The 15,761-nt window shown below is 63.7% G+C and carries 14 protein-coding genes; 12 read left to right on the top strand and 2 right to left on the bottom strand.

From position 1 onward, the window contains the following. Nucleotides 1-178 precede the first annotated feature (178 nt). The 5 genes from MU848_RS09155 to trxB all read left to right on the top strand — a co-directional run bounded on the left by MU848_RS09155 (nucleotide 179) and on the right by trxB (nucleotide 5,412). Complete coding sequence (locus MU848_RS09155) at nucleotides 179-1,588, top strand: circularly permuted type 2 ATP-grasp protein (protein WP_247231284.1); 1,410 nt, start codon at nucleotides 179-181, stop codon at nucleotides 1,586-1,588. A 148-nt stretch (nucleotides 1,589-1,736) separates the two neighbouring features. Continuing rightward, the gene (locus MU848_RS09150; RefSeq protein ID WP_097091416.1) at nucleotides 1,737-2,669 is read left to right on the top strand and encodes an alpha-E domain-containing protein; all 933 of its coding nucleotides are present in this window, start codon (nucleotides 1,737-1,739) and stop codon (nucleotides 2,667-2,669) included. A 16-nt stretch (nucleotides 2,670-2,685) separates the two neighbouring features. Next, a complete protein-coding gene (locus tag MU848_RS09145; protein WP_247231282.1) occupies nucleotides 2,686-3,558 on the top strand; it encodes a transglutaminase family protein in 873 nt (290 codons plus the stop codon). Between the two features lie 24 nt (nucleotides 3,559-3,582). Next, nucleotides 3,583-4,320 (top strand): peptidase, encoded by a 738-nt coding sequence (locus tag MU848_RS09140; RefSeq protein ID WP_097091418.1) that lies wholly within the window; start codon nucleotides 3,583-3,585, stop codon nucleotides 4,318-4,320. Nucleotides 4,321-4,449: 129 nt separating this feature from the next. Next, nucleotides 4,450-5,412 (top strand): thioredoxin-disulfide reductase, encoded by a 963-nt coding sequence (gene trxB / locus MU848_RS09135; RefSeq protein ID WP_097091419.1) that lies wholly within the window; start codon nucleotides 4,450-4,452, stop codon nucleotides 5,410-5,412. Nucleotides 5,413-5,573: 161 nt separating this feature from the next. Here trxB and MU848_RS09130 read toward each other — a convergent pair whose 3' ends face one another. Both MU848_RS09130 and MU848_RS09125 read right to left on the bottom strand, forming a co-directional pair. Further along, the gene (locus MU848_RS09130; RefSeq protein ID WP_247231280.1) at nucleotides 5,574-5,864 is read right to left on the bottom strand and encodes a phosphopantetheine-binding protein; all 291 of its coding nucleotides are present in this window, start codon (nucleotides 5,862-5,864) and stop codon (nucleotides 5,574-5,576) included. A gap of 29 nt (nucleotides 5,865-5,893) precedes the next feature. Beyond that, nucleotides 5,894-6,895 carry a GNAT family N-acetyltransferase gene (locus MU848_RS09125; protein ID WP_247231278.1) on the bottom strand — a complete coding sequence of 334 codons (1,002 nt, stop codon included), beginning with the start codon at nucleotides 6,893-6,895 and terminating at the stop codon, nucleotides 5,894-5,896. A gap of 50 nt (nucleotides 6,896-6,945) precedes the next feature. On the opposite strand from MU848_RS09125, the gene MU848_RS09120 reads away from it, so the two are divergent. From MU848_RS09120 to MU848_RS09090, 7 genes are all read left to right on the top strand, one after another. Then, nucleotides 6,946-8,478 carry an acyl-CoA ligase (AMP-forming), exosortase A system-associated gene (locus tag MU848_RS09120; RefSeq protein WP_247231276.1) on the top strand — a complete coding sequence of 511 codons (1,533 nt, stop codon included), beginning with the start codon at nucleotides 6,946-6,948 and terminating at the stop codon, nucleotides 8,476-8,478. After that, entirely contained in the window at nucleotides 8,475-9,707 is a 1,233-nt protein-coding gene (locus MU848_RS09115; protein ID WP_201513724.1) for a pyridoxal-dependent decarboxylase, exosortase A system-associated, read from the top strand. Before MU848_RS09120 ends, MU848_RS09115 begins: the two co-directional genes overlap by 4 nt. 133 nt (nucleotides 9,708-9,840) lie before the next feature. After that, complete coding sequence (locus tag MU848_RS09110; protein WP_097091422.1) at nucleotides 9,841-10,485, top strand: XrtA/PEP-CTERM system exopolysaccharide export protein; 645 nt, start codon at nucleotides 9,841-9,843, stop codon at nucleotides 10,483-10,485. A gap of 1 nt (nucleotide 10,486) precedes the next feature. Then, nucleotides 10,487-12,004, top strand: coding sequence for an XrtA system polysaccharide chain length determinant (locus MU848_RS09105; RefSeq protein ID WP_247231274.1), 1,518 nt, complete (start codon nucleotides 10,487-10,489; stop codon nucleotides 12,002-12,004). An 11-nt stretch (nucleotides 12,005-12,015) separates the two neighbouring features. Beyond that, complete coding sequence (locus MU848_RS09100; RefSeq protein ID WP_247231272.1) at nucleotides 12,016-12,933, top strand: AAA family ATPase; 918 nt, start codon at nucleotides 12,016-12,018, stop codon at nucleotides 12,931-12,933. Then, nucleotides 12,933-14,513, top strand: a complete 1,581-nt coding sequence (locus MU848_RS09095; RefSeq protein WP_380800664.1) for a hypothetical protein — start codon at nucleotides 12,933-12,935, stop codon at nucleotides 14,511-14,513. Before MU848_RS09100 ends, MU848_RS09095 begins: the two co-directional genes overlap by 1 nt. A 19-nt stretch (nucleotides 14,514-14,532) precedes the next feature. Beyond that, nucleotides 14,533-15,756, top strand: a complete 1,224-nt coding sequence (locus MU848_RS09090; RefSeq protein ID WP_247231268.1) for an XrtA/PEP-CTERM system-associated ATPase — start codon at nucleotides 14,533-14,535, stop codon at nucleotides 15,754-15,756. Nucleotides 15,757-15,761 lie beyond the last annotated feature (5 nt).

The raw sequence follows: 15,761 nt of genomic DNA, 5'->3' as shown, positions 1-15,761 counted from the left end.
TTGGGGTCAACGGGGTTTGGCGCGGGATGCGCAATTTCTGTTCGTGACGATGAAGCGTGCCCAGGAAGAATCTGTGTGGGTGCATTGCCGTGGGTCTTTTTGCGCTTGCAATCGTTCGGCCACGTTGCACTAATGTTGCAATGCACAACCGGGCTGGGCCCGAGGGAGGATCGACGCTTTGCCCTTCCACGAAATGTTTGAACCGGATGGTTCGATACGGCCTTGCTATGCCGAAGTGCAGAATTGGGTGGAGCGGACAGGCATTGCGGGCCTCAACCGGCGACTGGATGAGGCGGAAGCGATTTTCAGGCGGATCGGGATCACTTTTGCGGTCTATGGCGAGGGTGGCGATCCGGAACGGCTGATCCCGTTCGACCTGCTGCCGCGCATCTTCACCGCGCAAGAATGGCGGGTGCTGGACCGGGGCATCCGGCAGCGGGCGCGGGCGCTCAATGCTTTCCTGCATGACGTCTATCATCGCGGCGAGATCGTGAAGGCCGGAATCATGCCCGCCGAGATCATCTACCAGAACAGCGCCTATCTCGCCGAAATGGCCAACTTTACGCCGCCAGGAAAGGTGTACAGCCACATCGTCGGGATCGATATCGTGCGCACCGGCCCTTCCCGGTTCGAGGTGCTGGAGGATAATTGCCGTACCCCCTCGGGCGTGTCCTACATGCTGGAAAATCGCGAGATCATGACGCGGATGTTCCCTGAGCTTTTCGCGCAGGGGCTGGTGGCGCCGGTCGATGATTATCCAGCCGAGTTGCTGAAGAGCCTGAAGGAAGTCGCGCCGCCAGCATGCCAGGGCGATCCCGTTGTCGTGCTCCTGACGCCCGGGTCGCTCAACAGCGCTTATTATGAGCATAGCTTCCTTGCTGACCTGATGGGCATCGAGCTGGTGGAGCCCGCCGACCTGTTCGTCGATGAGGATCGGGTGTGGATGAAGACGACGCTTGGCCCCCGCCAAGTCGACGTCATCTATCGCCGGATCGATGACGAATATATCGATCCGCTGGTGTTCCGGCCGGACAGCCTGCTGGGCATTCCGGGCATCTTCAACGTGTATCGCAATGGCGGGGTGACGCTGGCATCCGCGCCGGGGGCAGGGATCGCGGACGACAAGGCGGTCTATATCTATGTGCCGGAGATGATCCGCTTTTATCTGGGTGAACAGCCGATCCTGGACAATATTCAGACATGGCAGTGCGGGAAGCCGGATGAGTGCGCCTATGTGCTGGAGCATCTGAACGAACTGGTGGCGAAAGAGGTGCATGGGTCTGGCGGCTATGGGATGCTGATCGGGCCTAAATCGACAGCTGCGGAAATTGCGGCCTATGCTGATCGGATCAGGGCCAATCCGGGCGAGTTCATCGCGCAGCCGACGCTTGATCTGTCCACCGTGCCGACACTTGGCCCCGCTTCGGTCGTGGGGCGGCATGCTGATTTCCGGCCTTATTGCCTGGTGGGCAAGCAGATCCGGTTGGTGCCCGGGGGGCTTACGCGCGTGGCGCTGACGGAAGGGTCGCTGGTGGTGAACTCCAGTCAGGGGGGCGGGGTGAAGGATACATGGGTGTTGCAGGATTGATGGAGGTTGCCAGCGCCTTTCGCAGTCATCGTCATCCCAGCGGAAGCTGGGATCTCGTGAGGCTATGCAGCGCGCTCTCGCCTGAGATCCCAGCTTTCGCTGGGATGACGGCGAGGGATGGCATCGCGCGGCGGGGGAGGTCGCGCCCATGCTGAGCCGCACAGCTGAAAATCTCTACTGGATGGCGCGCTATATGGAGCGGGCCGAGGCTACGGCGCGGCTGTTGACCATGGGGCAGCGCATGGCGATCCTGCCCGGGGCGCACCACAGGGACGAGTGGCGGTCGGTGGTGCGGGCGACGGGCGTCGAGGGCCAGTTTCCTGAAGGCGTTCAGGTGACGGAGAGCGATGCGGTCGCCTATCTGATGCTGGACCTCAACAATTCCAGTTCGATCCGGTCCTGCCTGCTGCGGGCGCGGGCCAATGCGAAATCGGCGCGCACCATGCTGACCCAGGACATGTGGGAGGCGCTGAACGAAGGGTGGCGCAAGCTCGACAGCTATGATGTGGGTGAGGCGCGGCAGCAGCTGCCAGCGCTGATCGACTGGGTGAAGACCCGGGTCATGACTTTCCGGGGCGCCGCGCATTCAGGGCAGTTGCGCAATGAAGGGCATGATTTCCTGCGGGCGGGGTCAGCGCTGGAACGGGCGCAGATGACGCTGCGGCTGCTGGACGTCAAATATTATGTGCTGCTGCCGGAAACCGAGGTGATCGGCGGCAATCGCGATCATTATCAATGGACATCGGTGCTCTATGCCTTGTCCGGCGCGCGGGCCTATCATCATGTTTATGGCGGCACCTATACGCCTTGGCAGATCACCGATTTCCTGATGCTGAACCGCCTTTTCCCGCGCAGCGTCGCCTATTGCTACGACCAGCTTGCCTATCGGCTCAACCGGCTGGCGGGCTGGCACAACGGGCGGGGCACGTGTCACGAGACGGTGCGACAGATGGTGGATCATCTGGAGCAGCTGGACAGTGGAGAGATTTTCCGCGTCGGCCTGCACGAGACGGTGCAGGGCGGGTTGAAGATGACCAATCAACTGGGCGCGGAGATCGCCCAGACCTATCATTTCGGATGAAGGAGCGCCGCACACCGTGAAATTGCTGGTGCGTCACCAGACGACTTATCGCTACGCCGCGGCGGCAGGCCGTGTGGCAATGCGCCTGAAGCTGATGCCGATCGATACGGCGTCGCAGAAAGTGCTGGAGTGGCGGGTCAGCGTGAATGGCGAGCCGGTCGAAACCTTTCGTCCCAACAGTTTCGGCGAAATGGAGGCGGTCTGGATCCGCCACGACCGGCTGGACGATGCCTCGATCGTTGCGGAGGGGCTGGCCGAAACGGTGGATACCAGTGGCGTATTGGGTAACGTCAGCTGTGGCGTGCCGCCTGCCTTTTTCCTGCGGGAGACGTCGCTAACCCGGGCGTCCGAAGCGATCCGCGCGATGGCGCTTTCCTTGCCCGATGCGGATGGGCCGCTGGCGCGGCTGCATGCGCTGTCAGCGGCGGTCAGCGATGCCGTGGCTTATCGCAGCGGCGTTACATCGTCGGCGACCACAGCGGCGGAGGCCTTTGCGCTGGGGGCCGGGGTGTGTCAGGATCATGCGCAGATATTCATCGCTGCGGCGCGGATATTGGGGATTCCCGCGCGCTACGTAACGGGATATCTGCTGGCGGAGGGTGGCGTCGCCCTGCATGAAACACATGCCTGGGTGGAAGCTTTGGTGCCGGACCTGGGCTGGGTCGGCTTCGATCCCTCCAACCGGGTCTGCGTTACGGAACGCTATCTGCGGCTGGCATCCGGGCTGGATGCCAATGCGGCGGCGCCCATCCGGGGATCGGTGACGGCGGCGGGCGAGATGTGGATTGACGCGGACGTTCGGATCGCGCAGGCGGAGGAAGGGGTGGAAGAAAGGCAGTTGCAACGCCAGCAACAACAAAGCCTTCAGACCGCCATCCCGCAGGGTTGAACGAATATAGGAGCCCGGTGGGCGATGACCTATTGTGTGGCGGTGCGCGTGGACCAGGGTCTGGTCATGCTGTCGGACACTCGCACCAATGCGGGCATGGATAATATCGCCCGTTTCCGGAAAAGCTTTACCTACAGCGTGCCTGGCGAGCGGGCGATCGTCCTCATGTGCTCGGGCAACCTGTCGATCACGCAAGGCGTCAAGACGATGCTGGGTCAAGCGATCAAGGAGGCACAGCTTGATCCCGATGTCGAAAGCATCCTCAATTGCGCGACCATGCACAGGGCGGCGCAGCTGGTCGGCGATGCGATGTGCGAGATGCAGCAGCATTATCGCAGCACGATAGAGATGCAGGGATCGGGCGCGGACGCTTCCATCCTGCTCGCGGGGCAGCGGCGTGGGGGCAAGCCGCGCCTTTACCTCATATATTCGGCGGGCAATTTCATCGAGGCGACCGAGGACACGCCGTTCTTCCAGATTGGCGAGCATAAATATGGCAAGCCGATCCTGGACCGCATCATCAAGCGGGAGACGACGCTGGAGGATGCGACGAAGGCGGTGCTGGTGTCGATGGATTCGACGCTCCGGTCGAACCTGTCCGTTGGCATGCCGCTGGACCTGACGGTGATCGAGCGGGACCAGTTCGACTTTCGTGTGAAGACACGCATCGAGGCCGATAATGAGGAGTTCCAGCTGCTTTCGCACAGCTGGTCGGCGGCGCTGCGCAAGGGGTTTGAGGACCTGCCCAACGTCATGGATTGACTCGCGTGGCAACGCGGAAGCCCGAAATCGGCAACAATCGAGTGATTTCCGATGATCGGGAGGGTTGCGCGCGGGACGCTGCTGCCTATGTCATCGCGGCACACGAATCCATGAGCTGGGGACCTTTAGATGACTGCAACGCATTCCACTCGCATGCTGATCCTGGGCTCTGGCCCGGCCGGGCTTTCGGCCGCCATCTACGGCGCGCGGGCGGGTATGGCGCCGATCGTGGTGCAGGGCATGCAGCCGGGTGGGCAGCTGACCATCACCACGGACGTGGAAAATTATCCGGGCTTCCGTGACGTGATCCAGGGTCCCTGGCTGATGGAGCAGATGCAAGCGCAGGCAGAGCATGTCGGCGCGCAGATGATGTATGATCAGATCATCGATGTCGATCTTTCGGAGCGACCCTTTCGCCTGACGGGCGACAGCGGCACGCGCTACTTCGCGGACACGCTGGTGATCGCGACGGGCGCGCAGGCCAAGTGGCTGGGCACTGAAGGCGAACAGCAGTTGCAGGGCAAGGGCGTGTCGGCCTGCGCTACGTGCGACGGTTTTTTCTATCGCGGCAAGAAGGTGGTGGTGATCGGCGGCGGGAATACGGCCGTCGAGGAGGCGCTGTACCTCACCAACCACAGCCATGACGTCACGCTGATCCACCGCCGCGATTCGCTGCGGGCGGAGAAGATCTTGCAGCAGCGGCTGTTTGCGCATCCCAACATCAAAGTGCTTTGGAACCAGAAGATCGAGCGGTTCGTGGGCGGCGGCAATCCGGAAGGTCTGGTCGGCGTCGATCTGGTCGATACGGTGACGGGCAAGGCTTCGCACATCGAAACGGACGGCGCGTTCGTCGCGATCGGCCATCAACCGGCGACGGAGCTCTTCGCGGGCAAGCTGCCGATGGATGACGGCTATCTGGTCGTGGAGCCGGGCACGACGCGCACGTCCATCCCTGGCGTTTTTGCGGCTGGCGACGTCAGCGACAAGATTTATCGGCAGGCGGTGACGGCTGCTGGCATGGGCTGCATGGCGGCGCTGGACGTCGAGAAGTTTCTGGCAGAGGCCGACTTCGAGGCGATGGCAGCGGAGTAGGGCGATGGGCGGGCGCGCATTGCGCGCCTCGTCTGCTTGAGACCCAGCTATCTACGGTAGGCCCTTTGCTTGTCGAAGGGCTTTCCTTGCTCGTCGAAGAAAGGGAAGGGCTTCGACAGGCTGAGCCCGAACGGACCTGTTGGTACTGAGGGGAGGACTGTTCAGGCCTCTGTCTTCGCCTGCGCAAAAGCGACCAGTGTCCCGAAGGTCTCGAAGGTTTCGCCGTCGATGTCGTCATCCTCGATCAGGATGTCGAAACGGTCTTCCATTGCCGTAAGCAGGCTGGCGACGGCCATCGAGTCCAGTTCCGGCAGCGCGCCGAATAGCGGCGTGTCGGCGTCGAACGCGTCGACCCGTTCCTGAGAAAGTCCCAGCACATCGCGCAGAAGATCGCGCATCGGCTTCGTCATGTCGCTTGTCCGGTCGACCGGCATAGAGGTTTCCGCCCGCATGATGGGGCGTCTACCTAGTCGTTCCGCTCCTAGCCCACAAGGGCGGAAATGGCTGTGCGGGCGGCGGGAAACCAGGTGGAGGCAAAACGCGGATTGAAGAAGTCGAGCCGATAGAGCGTCTGGCGCTCCTCCATCCACTCCGTCTTGTAGGCATTGTCGCCGGTCCCATAGTCGATATGGCTGATCTTGTCGGCATCTATGGCGTGAGCGAACATGGCATGGCTGAGCAGCGTACCTGGGGACGCGCCATCGAAGGCCCTGTCGTGCGCGAGCTTGTGGATCAGGGCCGTGCCGTTTTCCACGGTCCAGAACTGCGTCGCCACGGGCTGACCCTTGAGGCGCGCGAAGCCGAGCCGCAACGTACCGGCGGCTGCTTCCCGCTCCGCCAGCGCGCGCAGGAAGGAGAGGCCGGGTTCGGGCTGTTTCCAGCTGCTCGCATGGACCGCCACATAATCCTGCCACAGCGCGTCGATGACGTCATGGCGGATTTCGAAGGTGAAGCGGTTGGAGCGGGCCTTCCGATGGACCTGATTGCGCAAACGGGTGGGGCGGTCGGCCCAGTAGGCCGCGAAGTCGCGGCCGTTGAGGTTCAGAACATGACGCCCGCCCATCGGACGACGCACGCCGAACCATCCGCTGCGGCGGAAGGCATCGAGCAGCAGGTCTGCGCTGTCGGCGACAGGGTAGAGGTCGATATGGCGGCCCGTCTTGAACAAAATGGCGGCGAGAACCTCCACCAAACGCCGCTGTGTTTGCGCGTCGGGATCGCCAAGATAGACCGGTGCCCAGGCGAAACTGTACCAGTTGGCGAGTGCGCTCTGGCGATCGTTTGAAGGCGACTGCAGGAACAGCCAGGCTTCGTTCGAGCCTTCCTGCGCCTGGAGAATGCGGACGGGGTTGCTGGCAAGGCAATGATGGTGGAGCGATTCGAACCAGTCGATGCGGTCGAAGAGGGAAGGGGCGCGATCCATGCGGCCCGCCAGCGCCAGCCGGGCTTCCGCGATCGTGCTATATTCCCTTGTGACCAGCAAATCATTATCTCCCCGGCACCGTCCCCACGCCTTAGGTGAAAAGTCTGTAAATGGAGTTAAGCAGCGCCACCCTGATCGATGGCGAGGAAGTTCGCCCGATTGACCACTTGCTGCTGCGTGGCGATCCGGCGCGCCCGGCGCTGGATGGCCGGTCGGGATCACAGAATTTCGCTGAACTGGAAGAGACGCTTGGCCGTCTGGCTGCATGGCTGGCGGGGTTCGGGCTTGAGAAAGGCGCGCGGGTCGCCAGCTGGATTGCGAAAGGACCGGTTGCTGCGCTGATGCCGCTTGCCGCGCCGCGTGCGGGGCTGGTTCATGTGCCGGTCAACCCACTGCTGAAACATGGGCAGGTGGCGCATATTCTGGCCGACAGCGGCGCGCGGTTGCTGATTGGCTCGCCGGCGCGGCTGGATACCCTGGAGCCGGACGACCTGCCGGGTGACTGCCGCCTGTTGCGGGAGGAGGATGCAGCCGCGGCCATGAGTGGCGGGGATGGACTGCCGCCCTCTGAAGCAGGCCCGGATGATCTGGCGGCGATCCTCTACACAAGCGGATCGACCGGGCGGCCCAAGGGCGTGATGCTGAGCCACGCCAATTTGTGGCTCGGGGCGGTGAGCGTGGCCAGCTATCTTGGGCTTGGCGCGCAGGACCGGACGCTGTGCGTGCTGCCCTTCAGTTTCGACTATGGGCAGAATCAGCTGTTTTCGACCTGGTATGCGGGCGGCTGTGTCTATCCGCTCGACTATCTGACGGCGCGTGACGTCATGAAGTCGGTGGACACGCGCGACATCACGACGTTGGCCGGCGTGCCGCCGCTTTGGGTTCAGCTGACGGAGCTTGAATGGAAGCCGGAAGTGGCGGGAAAGCTCAAGCGCCTGACGAACAGCGGAGGAGCGCTGACGCGGCCGCTGGTGGCGAAGCTGCGCAGCCTTTTTCCGCAGGCGGACCTCTATCCGATGTACGGCCTGACGGAGGCGTTCCGCTCGACCTACCTGCCGCCTGCGCTGGTGGACAGCCATCCAGATTCGATAGGGTCGGCGATCCCGTATGCGGAGATTTTGGTCGTGCGGCCGGATGGCAGCCTGACCGATGACGATGAAGCGGGGGAACTGGTTCATTGCGGGCCGCTCGTGGCGCAGGGCTATTGGCGGGATGAGGCACGTACGGCGGAGCGGTTCAAGCCCGCGCCGCCTTCCTCTCGCTATGGCGGCATGGCGGTCTGGTCCGGTGACACCGTGCGGCGCGATGAGCAAGGGCTGCTCTACTTCGTTGGCCGCGATGACGCGATGATCAAGTCTTCGGGCAATCGCATCAGTCCGACGGAGATCGAGGAGGCTGCCGTAGCCGTGCCGGGCGTTGCGGAAGCTGTCGCGCTGGGGATCAAGGATGAACGGTTGGGCCAGGCGGTGCTGCTGCTCATCCGATCAGTCGAGGCAGAGGCCGAGGCTTTGGTGGAGACAAGGTTGAAGACCGAACTGCCCAATTTCATGCAGCCACGGACGATTATCAGGCTGGCGGAATTTCCGCGCACGCCCAATGGCAAGATCGACCGTGTAGCTCTTGCCAAGGAATTTGATCGATGAAGCCGATGGGACCTGTTCCGCCCTTTTTCGAGGGTGAGGAAGGCATGTTGCTGATCGGCGGATGCGGCGCGGCGAGCCTGGTTGACGAAGCGGGAGATACGCCGCTCTTCGTGTACGACATGGGGATAGTCGAACGGCAGGTGCGTGACTTGCGCGACGCCATGCCTGCGCAACTGTCGATCCATTATGCGGTGAAGGCGAACCCCTATCCGGCGCTGCTGGAGCGCATGGCGCGGCTGGTCGATGGCTTTGACGTGGCTTCGGGCGGTGAACTGGCGCGTGCGCTGGAAGCGGGCATGGATGCCGCGCATGTGAGCTTTGCCGGGCCGGGAAAGCGCGACGACGAACTTGCCGCCGCGATTGACGCTGGGGTGACGCTGAACCTGGAATCGGAGGGTGAGGCGCGGCGCGCGCTTGCGATTGCCGAGAAGCGGGGGCGGACGCCCCGGCTGGCGGTGCGGGTCAATCCGGATTTCGATCTTAAGGGCTCGGGTATGAGGATGGGCGGCGGCGCAAAGCCTTTTGGTGTCGATGCGGATCGCGCAGCGGGGCTTGCCCGCACGCTGATCGATGCGGGGGCTGACTGGCGCGGCTGGCATATCTTCGCGGGATCGCAGGCGCTCGCGGCGGAAGCGCTGATCGAGACGCAGGCGGCGACTGTGGGATTGGCGGCGCGGCTTTCGGACGCCGTGGGCGTTGCGCCGCCGCTGGTCAATCTGGGTGGCGGATTTGGCATTCCCTATTTTCCGGGCGATCAGCGGTTGGACATCGCGCCGATCGGAGATGCGTTGAGCCAGACACTCCAGGCGCGGGCCGACATATTGGCGGACAGTGAATTTGCGATGGAGCTTGGCCGCTGGCTGGTGGGCGAGGCGGGTGTCTATCTGACCCGTGTGGTCGATGTGAAGCAGAGCCAGGGCGAGACGTTCGTCGTGGTTGATGGCGGGCTCCACCACCAATTGGCGGCGAGCGGGAATTTCGGCACGGTGGTGCGGCGCAACTATCCGATGGCGGTGGCGAACCGTTACGGCGCTTCGCCTGCTGAGGAGGCGGTGACGGTAGTTGGGTGCCTGTGCACGCCGATCGACAAGCTGGGGGACAAGGTCGCTCTGCCCCCCATGGTGGAAGGGGACCTGATCGCCATCTTCGCCGCAGGGGCCTATGGAGCGTCTGCAAGCCCTTCGGCCTTCCTCGGCCATCCGCCTGCACTCGAACTACTACTTGGCTGATATACCAATAGTTTGACGCCTAACCGTATCTTTACCCTTTGAAGGCAAGAAGAGGCCCAAAGCCCATCGCTTTGCGGCCGCTTCACCTCTCTGGCGGCTGTGCTTGCGTGCGGCCCTGTCATGAGGTGAAGATATGCGTTTCCTGTCGGTTTCCCGGGCTTTGATCGGCGCATCGCTGCCTGCTTTGGCGCTGTCGGGCTGCGCTTCGGGCGGCGGTGGACCCCAGTTGCCGCCCGCATCCTTCGTGGCGCAGCAGGAGGGGCCGGGCGAAGAATATGTGATCGGCCCGCTCGACGACCTCACCGTCTTCGTGTGGCGCAATCCGGAATTGGGCGCGAAGGTTCAGGTACGGCCGGACGGGCGCATCACGACGCCGCTGGTTGCCGACATGCCCGCCGTGGGCAAGACGCCCAAGCAGCTGGCCGACGACATGAAGGTGGCGCTCACCAAATATATCGAAAATCCGCTGGTGTCGGTGATCGTCAACAATTTCTCTGGCACGTTCAGCCAGCAGGTGCGGATCGTCGGCGCGACCGAAAAGCCTGCCTCCATTCCTTACCGTGCCAACATGACGCTGCTTGACGCCATGATCTCCGTTGGAGGTCTTAGCGAATATGCGGCGGGCAACCGGGCGCGACTCGTCCGCTTCAACAAGGAGCAGGGCAAGCAGCAGGAATTCAACGTCCGTATCGGCGATCTGCTGAAGCGCGGCGACAGCAAGGCGAACGTCATGCTGGCGCCCGGCGATGTCATCATCATTCCTGAAAGCATGTTCTGATATGGCGGGTCTTTACGACGAACTGCTGGTCGCCCTTCACGGCATATGGACCCGGCGCTGGCTGGCGCTGGCCGTGGCATGGGGCCTGTGCATGCTGGGCTGGCTGGGCATTGCCCTGGTGCCCAACAGCTATGAGAGCAAGGCGCGCGTCTATGTGAACACGCAGTCGCTCTTGCAGGACAAGGTCGGCATCACGCAGGTCCAGTCGCAGCAGGATCTGGACCGCGTGCGCCAGACGCTGGCGAGCACGGCCAATCTGGAGCGGGTGGTCAAGGAAACCGACCTCAACCAGACGATCAGCGGCCCGCGCGACATTGCGGCCAAGATCACGGCGCTGCGCGAAGGCATCACCGTGATGGCGCAGGCTGACCCGAGCATGATCGACATCAGCGCCAAGTCGGCGGATTCCAGCCTGTCGGACGGCGCCAATGCGCGGATCGCGCAGCAGGCGGTGCAGAAGCTGATCGAGATTTTCCAGGAAACCAACCTGTCCTCAGATCGGGTCGAGACCAGGCAGAGCCTTGCCTTCCTCGATCAGCAGATCGCGCAGCGTGGGCGTCAGCTTGCCGCCGCCGAGCAGCGCCGTGTCGAGTTCGAGCAGCGCTATGCGGGGATGCTGCCGGGTGCGGGGTCCATCGGCCAGCGCATGGACGCGGCGCGGATGGAGATCAACAATATCGAATCGCAGCTGGTGCAGGCGTCGAGCGCGCTGAGCGCCATGAACGGCCAGCTTGCCGGTACGCCGCAAGTGCTGCCGGGCGTTGGCGCGTCGGGCGGCCCTTCCGCGCTCGCACAGGCACAGGCGGATCTGGCCGGTATGCGCGCGCGGGGCTGGACCAATGACCATCCGGACGTGATAGCGGCCCAGCGGCAGGTCGATGCGCTGCGGCGGCAGGGTGGCGGTAGCGGTGGGGCGGCTGGCTCGCCCAATCCGGCCTATCTGTCGATCAAGTCGATGCAGGCCGAGCGAGCGGCGACGGTCCAGGCGCTGCAGACGCGCAAGGCGCAGCTTCAGGCTGACTTGAACGCCATGTCCTCACGCCAGACCGATGAACCGGGCCTCGCCGCCGAGCAGGAAAAGCTCGACCGGGACTATGAGGTGCTGAAGACCCAATATGACAAGCTGCTGGCCGACCGGGAGGACGTGCGCCTGCGTGGCGATGTGAAGACCGAGACCGGCTCTGTCCAGTTCCGCGTCATCAATCCGCCGAGCGCACCCACCGCGCCGGTCGCGCCAAACCGGCCGCTGTTGCTGCTGGGTGTGTTGATCGTCGGCATCGGTGCTGGCGTCGGCACCGCCTTTGCGATGGGGCAGCTCAAGGGCAGCTTCCCGACGGCGGCACGGCTGGAGCGGGCGGTCGGCCTGCCGGTCATCGGATCGATCACGCAGACGGTGAGCGCCGCGCAGCGGGCGGTCGAAAAGCAGCGGTTCAAATGGTTTGCCGGTGCGAGCGGGGGGCTGGCGGCGTTGTGCGTGCTGTTGATCCTCGTCGAATTCATCCAGCGCGGCATGGCCTGAGGAGCGGGACAATGAACAAGCATAGCTCGCTTTCCAAAGGTTCGCTGATCGAGCGGGCGACGGAGATCTACGATTTCAGCGCGGCCTTGCAGGGGCGTGCTGCTCCGGCGGTCGAGGTGCCTGCGGATGAGCCCATGCCGCCCGTGGTGGAGGTCGCCCGGCCGGTGACGCCGGATGCAGGACATCGCGCGCCGGACTGGCGCGGGCCGGTGCAGAGCATCGATCGGATCACGCTCGGCGAAAATGGCTGGCTGATGCCCGATGGGCCGGTGACGGCGATCAGCGAAGAGTTTCGGCTGCTGAAGCGCGATCTTCTCGCGCAGTTGGGGGATGATCCACGCGGCAATCGCGTGCTTGTCTGCTCGGCGCATAGTGGGGAGGGCAAGAGCTTCTGCGCGATCAACCTGGCGCTTAGCCTGGCAGCGGAAAAGGACCGGGAAATCCTGCTGGTCGATGCCGACTTTGGCAAGCCCGGCATTCCCGAGGCGCTCGGGCTGACGAGCGGGCCGGGGTTGATGGACGCCATCGTCGATCCGTCGATCGCGATCGAGGATTGCGTGATCCGTACTGACATTCCGTCTCTTGCCGTGCTGCCCGCGGGACAGCGCAGCAACAATGATACCGAATATCTGGCGTCTGCGCGGACGGAAATGCTGCTTAGCCGTCTGACCGAGGGACGGCCGGACCGGATCATCCTGTTCGATTCGCCGCCTCTGCTTGTGGCATCGGCCGGTGCCGTGCTGGCGAGCCATGCCGCCATAGCCCTGTTGGTGGTGCGTGCTGACCAGACCAGCGAAAGCGCGCTGCGCGACGCGGCAGGCATGCTGAAAGCTGCGGGCAAGGTGCAACTGCTGCTGAACGGCGTCACCTTCTCGGCCACGGGCCGCCGCTTTGGCAGCTATTATGGCAAGGGGAGCGACGACGCATGATGTTGCGTACTTCCCTGGCGTTGCTGGGCGCGGTAGCGCTGGCTGCGTCGCCTGTCATGGCGCAGGAGCGGAAGGTCGATGTCACGCCTTATCTGGGCATCGACCAGACCGTGCTCGTGCCACTGAAAGGCGGCGGCGATGTCTTGACCTACACCAATGTGACGGCGGGACTGACCGCGCAATTGCAGACGCGCCGGGTCGAGGCGGTCGCAGATATTCAATATAATCACAGCTTCGGCTGGGGGCGTGAGGCCAGCGATCAGGATGTGATCAGCGGCATCATTTCGGGCCAGTATCTGGTCTCGCCGGGGCTGACGCTCAATGCGGGGGCGCTTGCCACGCGCATTCGCACCGATGGCCTGTCGGGTGCGGCGATGTTGAACGACAGCCAGACGAGCCAGGTCTATGCAGGCTATGTCGGCCCATCCTACGCGTCATCCTTCGGCGACATCGACGTCACTGCCTCCTACCGCCTTGGCTATGCGCGGGTCGATGAAGACGTGAATGCCGACTTTGCCGGGGCGTCCGCTGCGGGCTCTTTCGCAGACTCCGTGACCCATAGCCTCGCTGCTTCGGTCGGCGTGGCACCGGGTGTCTGGCTGCCGATCGGCATCGTGGCCAGCGCCGGATATGACCGCGAGGATGCGAGCGAACTTGATCAGCGGTTCGAGGATGCTTGGGGCCGCGTGGACGCTACCCTCCCTGTGTCGCCGACCGTCGCGATCGCCGGTGGCGTCGGCTATGAGAGGATCAAGATCAGCCAGCGCTCGCCCGAGTTGGATGTGAGCGGCGTGCCCATCATCCGCAACGGCCGCTATGTCACGGACGAGAGTTCGCCACGCGCGCTTATCTACGATTTTGACGACATCATCTGGGACGTTGGCGTGCTTTGGCGGCCCAGTCACCGCACCTCGCTAGAGGCGCGTGTCGGCGAGCGCTATGGCGGCATGACCTATAGCGGCAGCTTCGTCTGGGAGGGCCGGGGGCAGTCCTTCGCGCTGGTGGTGTTCGACGGCATCGACAGCTTCGGGCGGATCATCACGTCCAATGTCGCGGCGGTGTCCGGCAGCAGCCTGAATGTCGTTCGCAACCCCTTCACGGGCGACTTCACCGGCTGCGCCTTTTCGCAAAGCGGCGGCGGGCAGTGCTTCAACGATGCGTTGGCCGGAGTCACGGACACGAACTTCCGCTATCGGGGCGTTGCTGCCCAATATGCGGCGCAGCGCGGCCCTTGGGGCGTCGGCGTCGGCCTTGGCTATTCGCAGCGCAAGTTCGTGACGCCTTCGGGCCAGACCGTGTTCGTGCGTGGGACGCGGGACCAGAATTGGTATGGCACGGCATCGCTCAGCTATGTCATCGACAGCCGTTCCAGCCTGGATAGCGCCATTTACGCGAACTATTTCGATGCGAGCGGCGCGCGGCTCGACGTGCTGAACCTGGGCGCGTTCACCAGCTACAACCGCCTCATCAACCGCAATCTTCAGGCATCCGCTTCGCTTGGGCTCGACAGCGCCAAGGCGGACGATCTGGATGCCGTCATCAACGCCATGGGCCAGGTCGGCCTGCGGTACAGCTTCTAATCGCGTCCGGAGACAAGAGATGTACGACCAGTTCTACGGATTTGAGGGCCGCCCATTCCAGCTGACCCCCGATCCGCATTTCTATTTCGAAAGCGCGACGCACAGGAAGGCGCTGTCCTATCTGGGCTATGGCCTGGCACAGGGCGAAGGCTTCATCGTCATTACGGGCGACATCGGCGCGGGCAAGACCACGCTGGTCGGACATCTGATGGCGACGATCGACCCGGCGCGGCTGACCGCCGTAAAGATCGTGTCGACGCAGGTGGGCGGCGACGACATGCTGCGCTTGACGGCGCAGAGCTTTGGCTTGCCGACCGAGGACATGCCCAAGGCACAGATTTTGCGGCAGATCGAAGCCTTCCTGCATGGGCAGGCGCGGGCGGGACGACGGTCCTTGCTGATCGTGGACGAGGCGCAGAACCTGTCCGTTTCGGCCATCGAAGAGCTGCGCATGCTGTCCAACTTCCAGTTGGGCGGACAGTCTTTGTTGCAGATATTCCTGCTCGGGCAGCCGGAATTTCGCGACCTGCTGAAATCGGCCCAGTTGGAGCAGTTGCGCCAGCGCGTGATCGCGACTCATCATCTCGATCCGATGCAGCCCGAGGAGATCGAGCCTTATATCCTGCATCGCCTGTCGATCGTCGGGTGGAATGGCGATCCGCATTTCACCCCCGATGCCTTCGCGGCGATTTATGCCGCTACCGGGGGCGTTCCGCGCCGGGTCAACGTGCTCGCTAGCCGTGTGCTGCTGCTGGGAGCGCTTGACCAGTTGTCGGAGATCGATGCGGCAGCGGTGCAGGCGGTGATCGAAGATATGGGCGCGGACAGCGACGCGGCCGTGCAGCCGATGCCGTCATCCGTGCTGGACCGTGCGGACGAAGCGCCTGCTGCGGCGCCCGCTGCTGCGGCTGTGGCATCGCAGGCGGAACCTGCGCGCGAGACCTTGCGCGCTGAACTCAATGCGCTGCGGTCACGCCAGCCCGAGCCTTCGCCTGCGTTGATGGACGAGATTGCCGGGCTGCGTGCTGACGTCGAGTCGCTCCGGCTTGAGCAGGCCACCATGCAGACGGTCGATCCCGAGGCGCTGAAGGATTGTTTCACGCTGATCGAGGAGCGGCTTTCCGCACTGGAATTCCGTGTCGGTGAGCAGGACACGGCGCTTCGCCGCGTGCTGACGCTGCTGGTGGACTGGGTCGAACGTGAACAGCGGATGGGCGACGCGCCGCACAGCGCTGCCGCCTGACCGCG

Origin of the sequence: Sphingobium agri (genome assembly GCF_023051225.1) — a bacterium.
In the GTDB taxonomy this organism is placed as follows: domain Bacteria; phylum Pseudomonadota; class Alphaproteobacteria; order Sphingomonadales; family Sphingomonadaceae; genus Sphingobium; species Sphingobium agri.
The sequence above is the reverse complement of the archived record's forward strand: the minus strand, read 5'-3'. Positions and strand labels throughout refer to the sequence as shown.

Bases quoted from the DNA above. Each gene is read 5' to 3' on its own strand.
- MU848_RS09150 (WP_097091416.1), top strand. From the start codon at position 1,737: ATGCTGAGCCGCACAGCTGAAAATCTCTACTGGATGGCGCGCTATATG.
- MU848_RS09140 (WP_097091418.1), top strand. From the start codon at position 3,583: ATGACCTATTGTGTGGCGGTGCGCGTGGACCAGGGTCTGGTCATGCTG.
- trxB (WP_097091419.1), top strand. From the start codon at position 4,450: ATGACTGCAACGCATTCCACTCGCATGCTGATCCTGGGCTCTGGCCCG.
- MU848_RS09130 (WP_247231280.1), bottom strand. From the start codon at position 5,864: ATGCGGGCGGAAACCTCTATGCCGGTCGACCGGACAAGCGACATGACG.
- MU848_RS09120 (WP_247231276.1), top strand. From the start codon at position 6,946: ATGGAGTTAAGCAGCGCCACCCTGATCGATGGCGAGGAAGTTCGCCCG.
- MU848_RS09115 (WP_201513724.1), top strand. From the start codon at position 8,475: ATGAAGCCGATGGGACCTGTTCCGCCCTTTTTCGAGGGTGAGGAAGGC.
- MU848_RS09110 (WP_097091422.1), top strand. From the start codon at position 9,841: ATGCGTTTCCTGTCGGTTTCCCGGGCTTTGATCGGCGCATCGCTGCCT.
- MU848_RS09105 (WP_247231274.1), top strand. From the start codon at position 10,487: ATGGCGGGTCTTTACGACGAACTGCTGGTCGCCCTTCACGGCATATGG.
- MU848_RS09100 (WP_247231272.1), top strand. From the start codon at position 12,016: ATGAACAAGCATAGCTCGCTTTCCAAAGGTTCGCTGATCGAGCGGGCG.
- MU848_RS09095 (WP_380800664.1), top strand. From the start codon at position 12,933: ATGTTGCGTACTTCCCTGGCGTTGCTGGGCGCGGTAGCGCTGGCTGCG.
- MU848_RS09090 (WP_247231268.1), top strand. From the start codon at position 14,533: ATGTACGACCAGTTCTACGGATTTGAGGGCCGCCCATTCCAGCTGACC.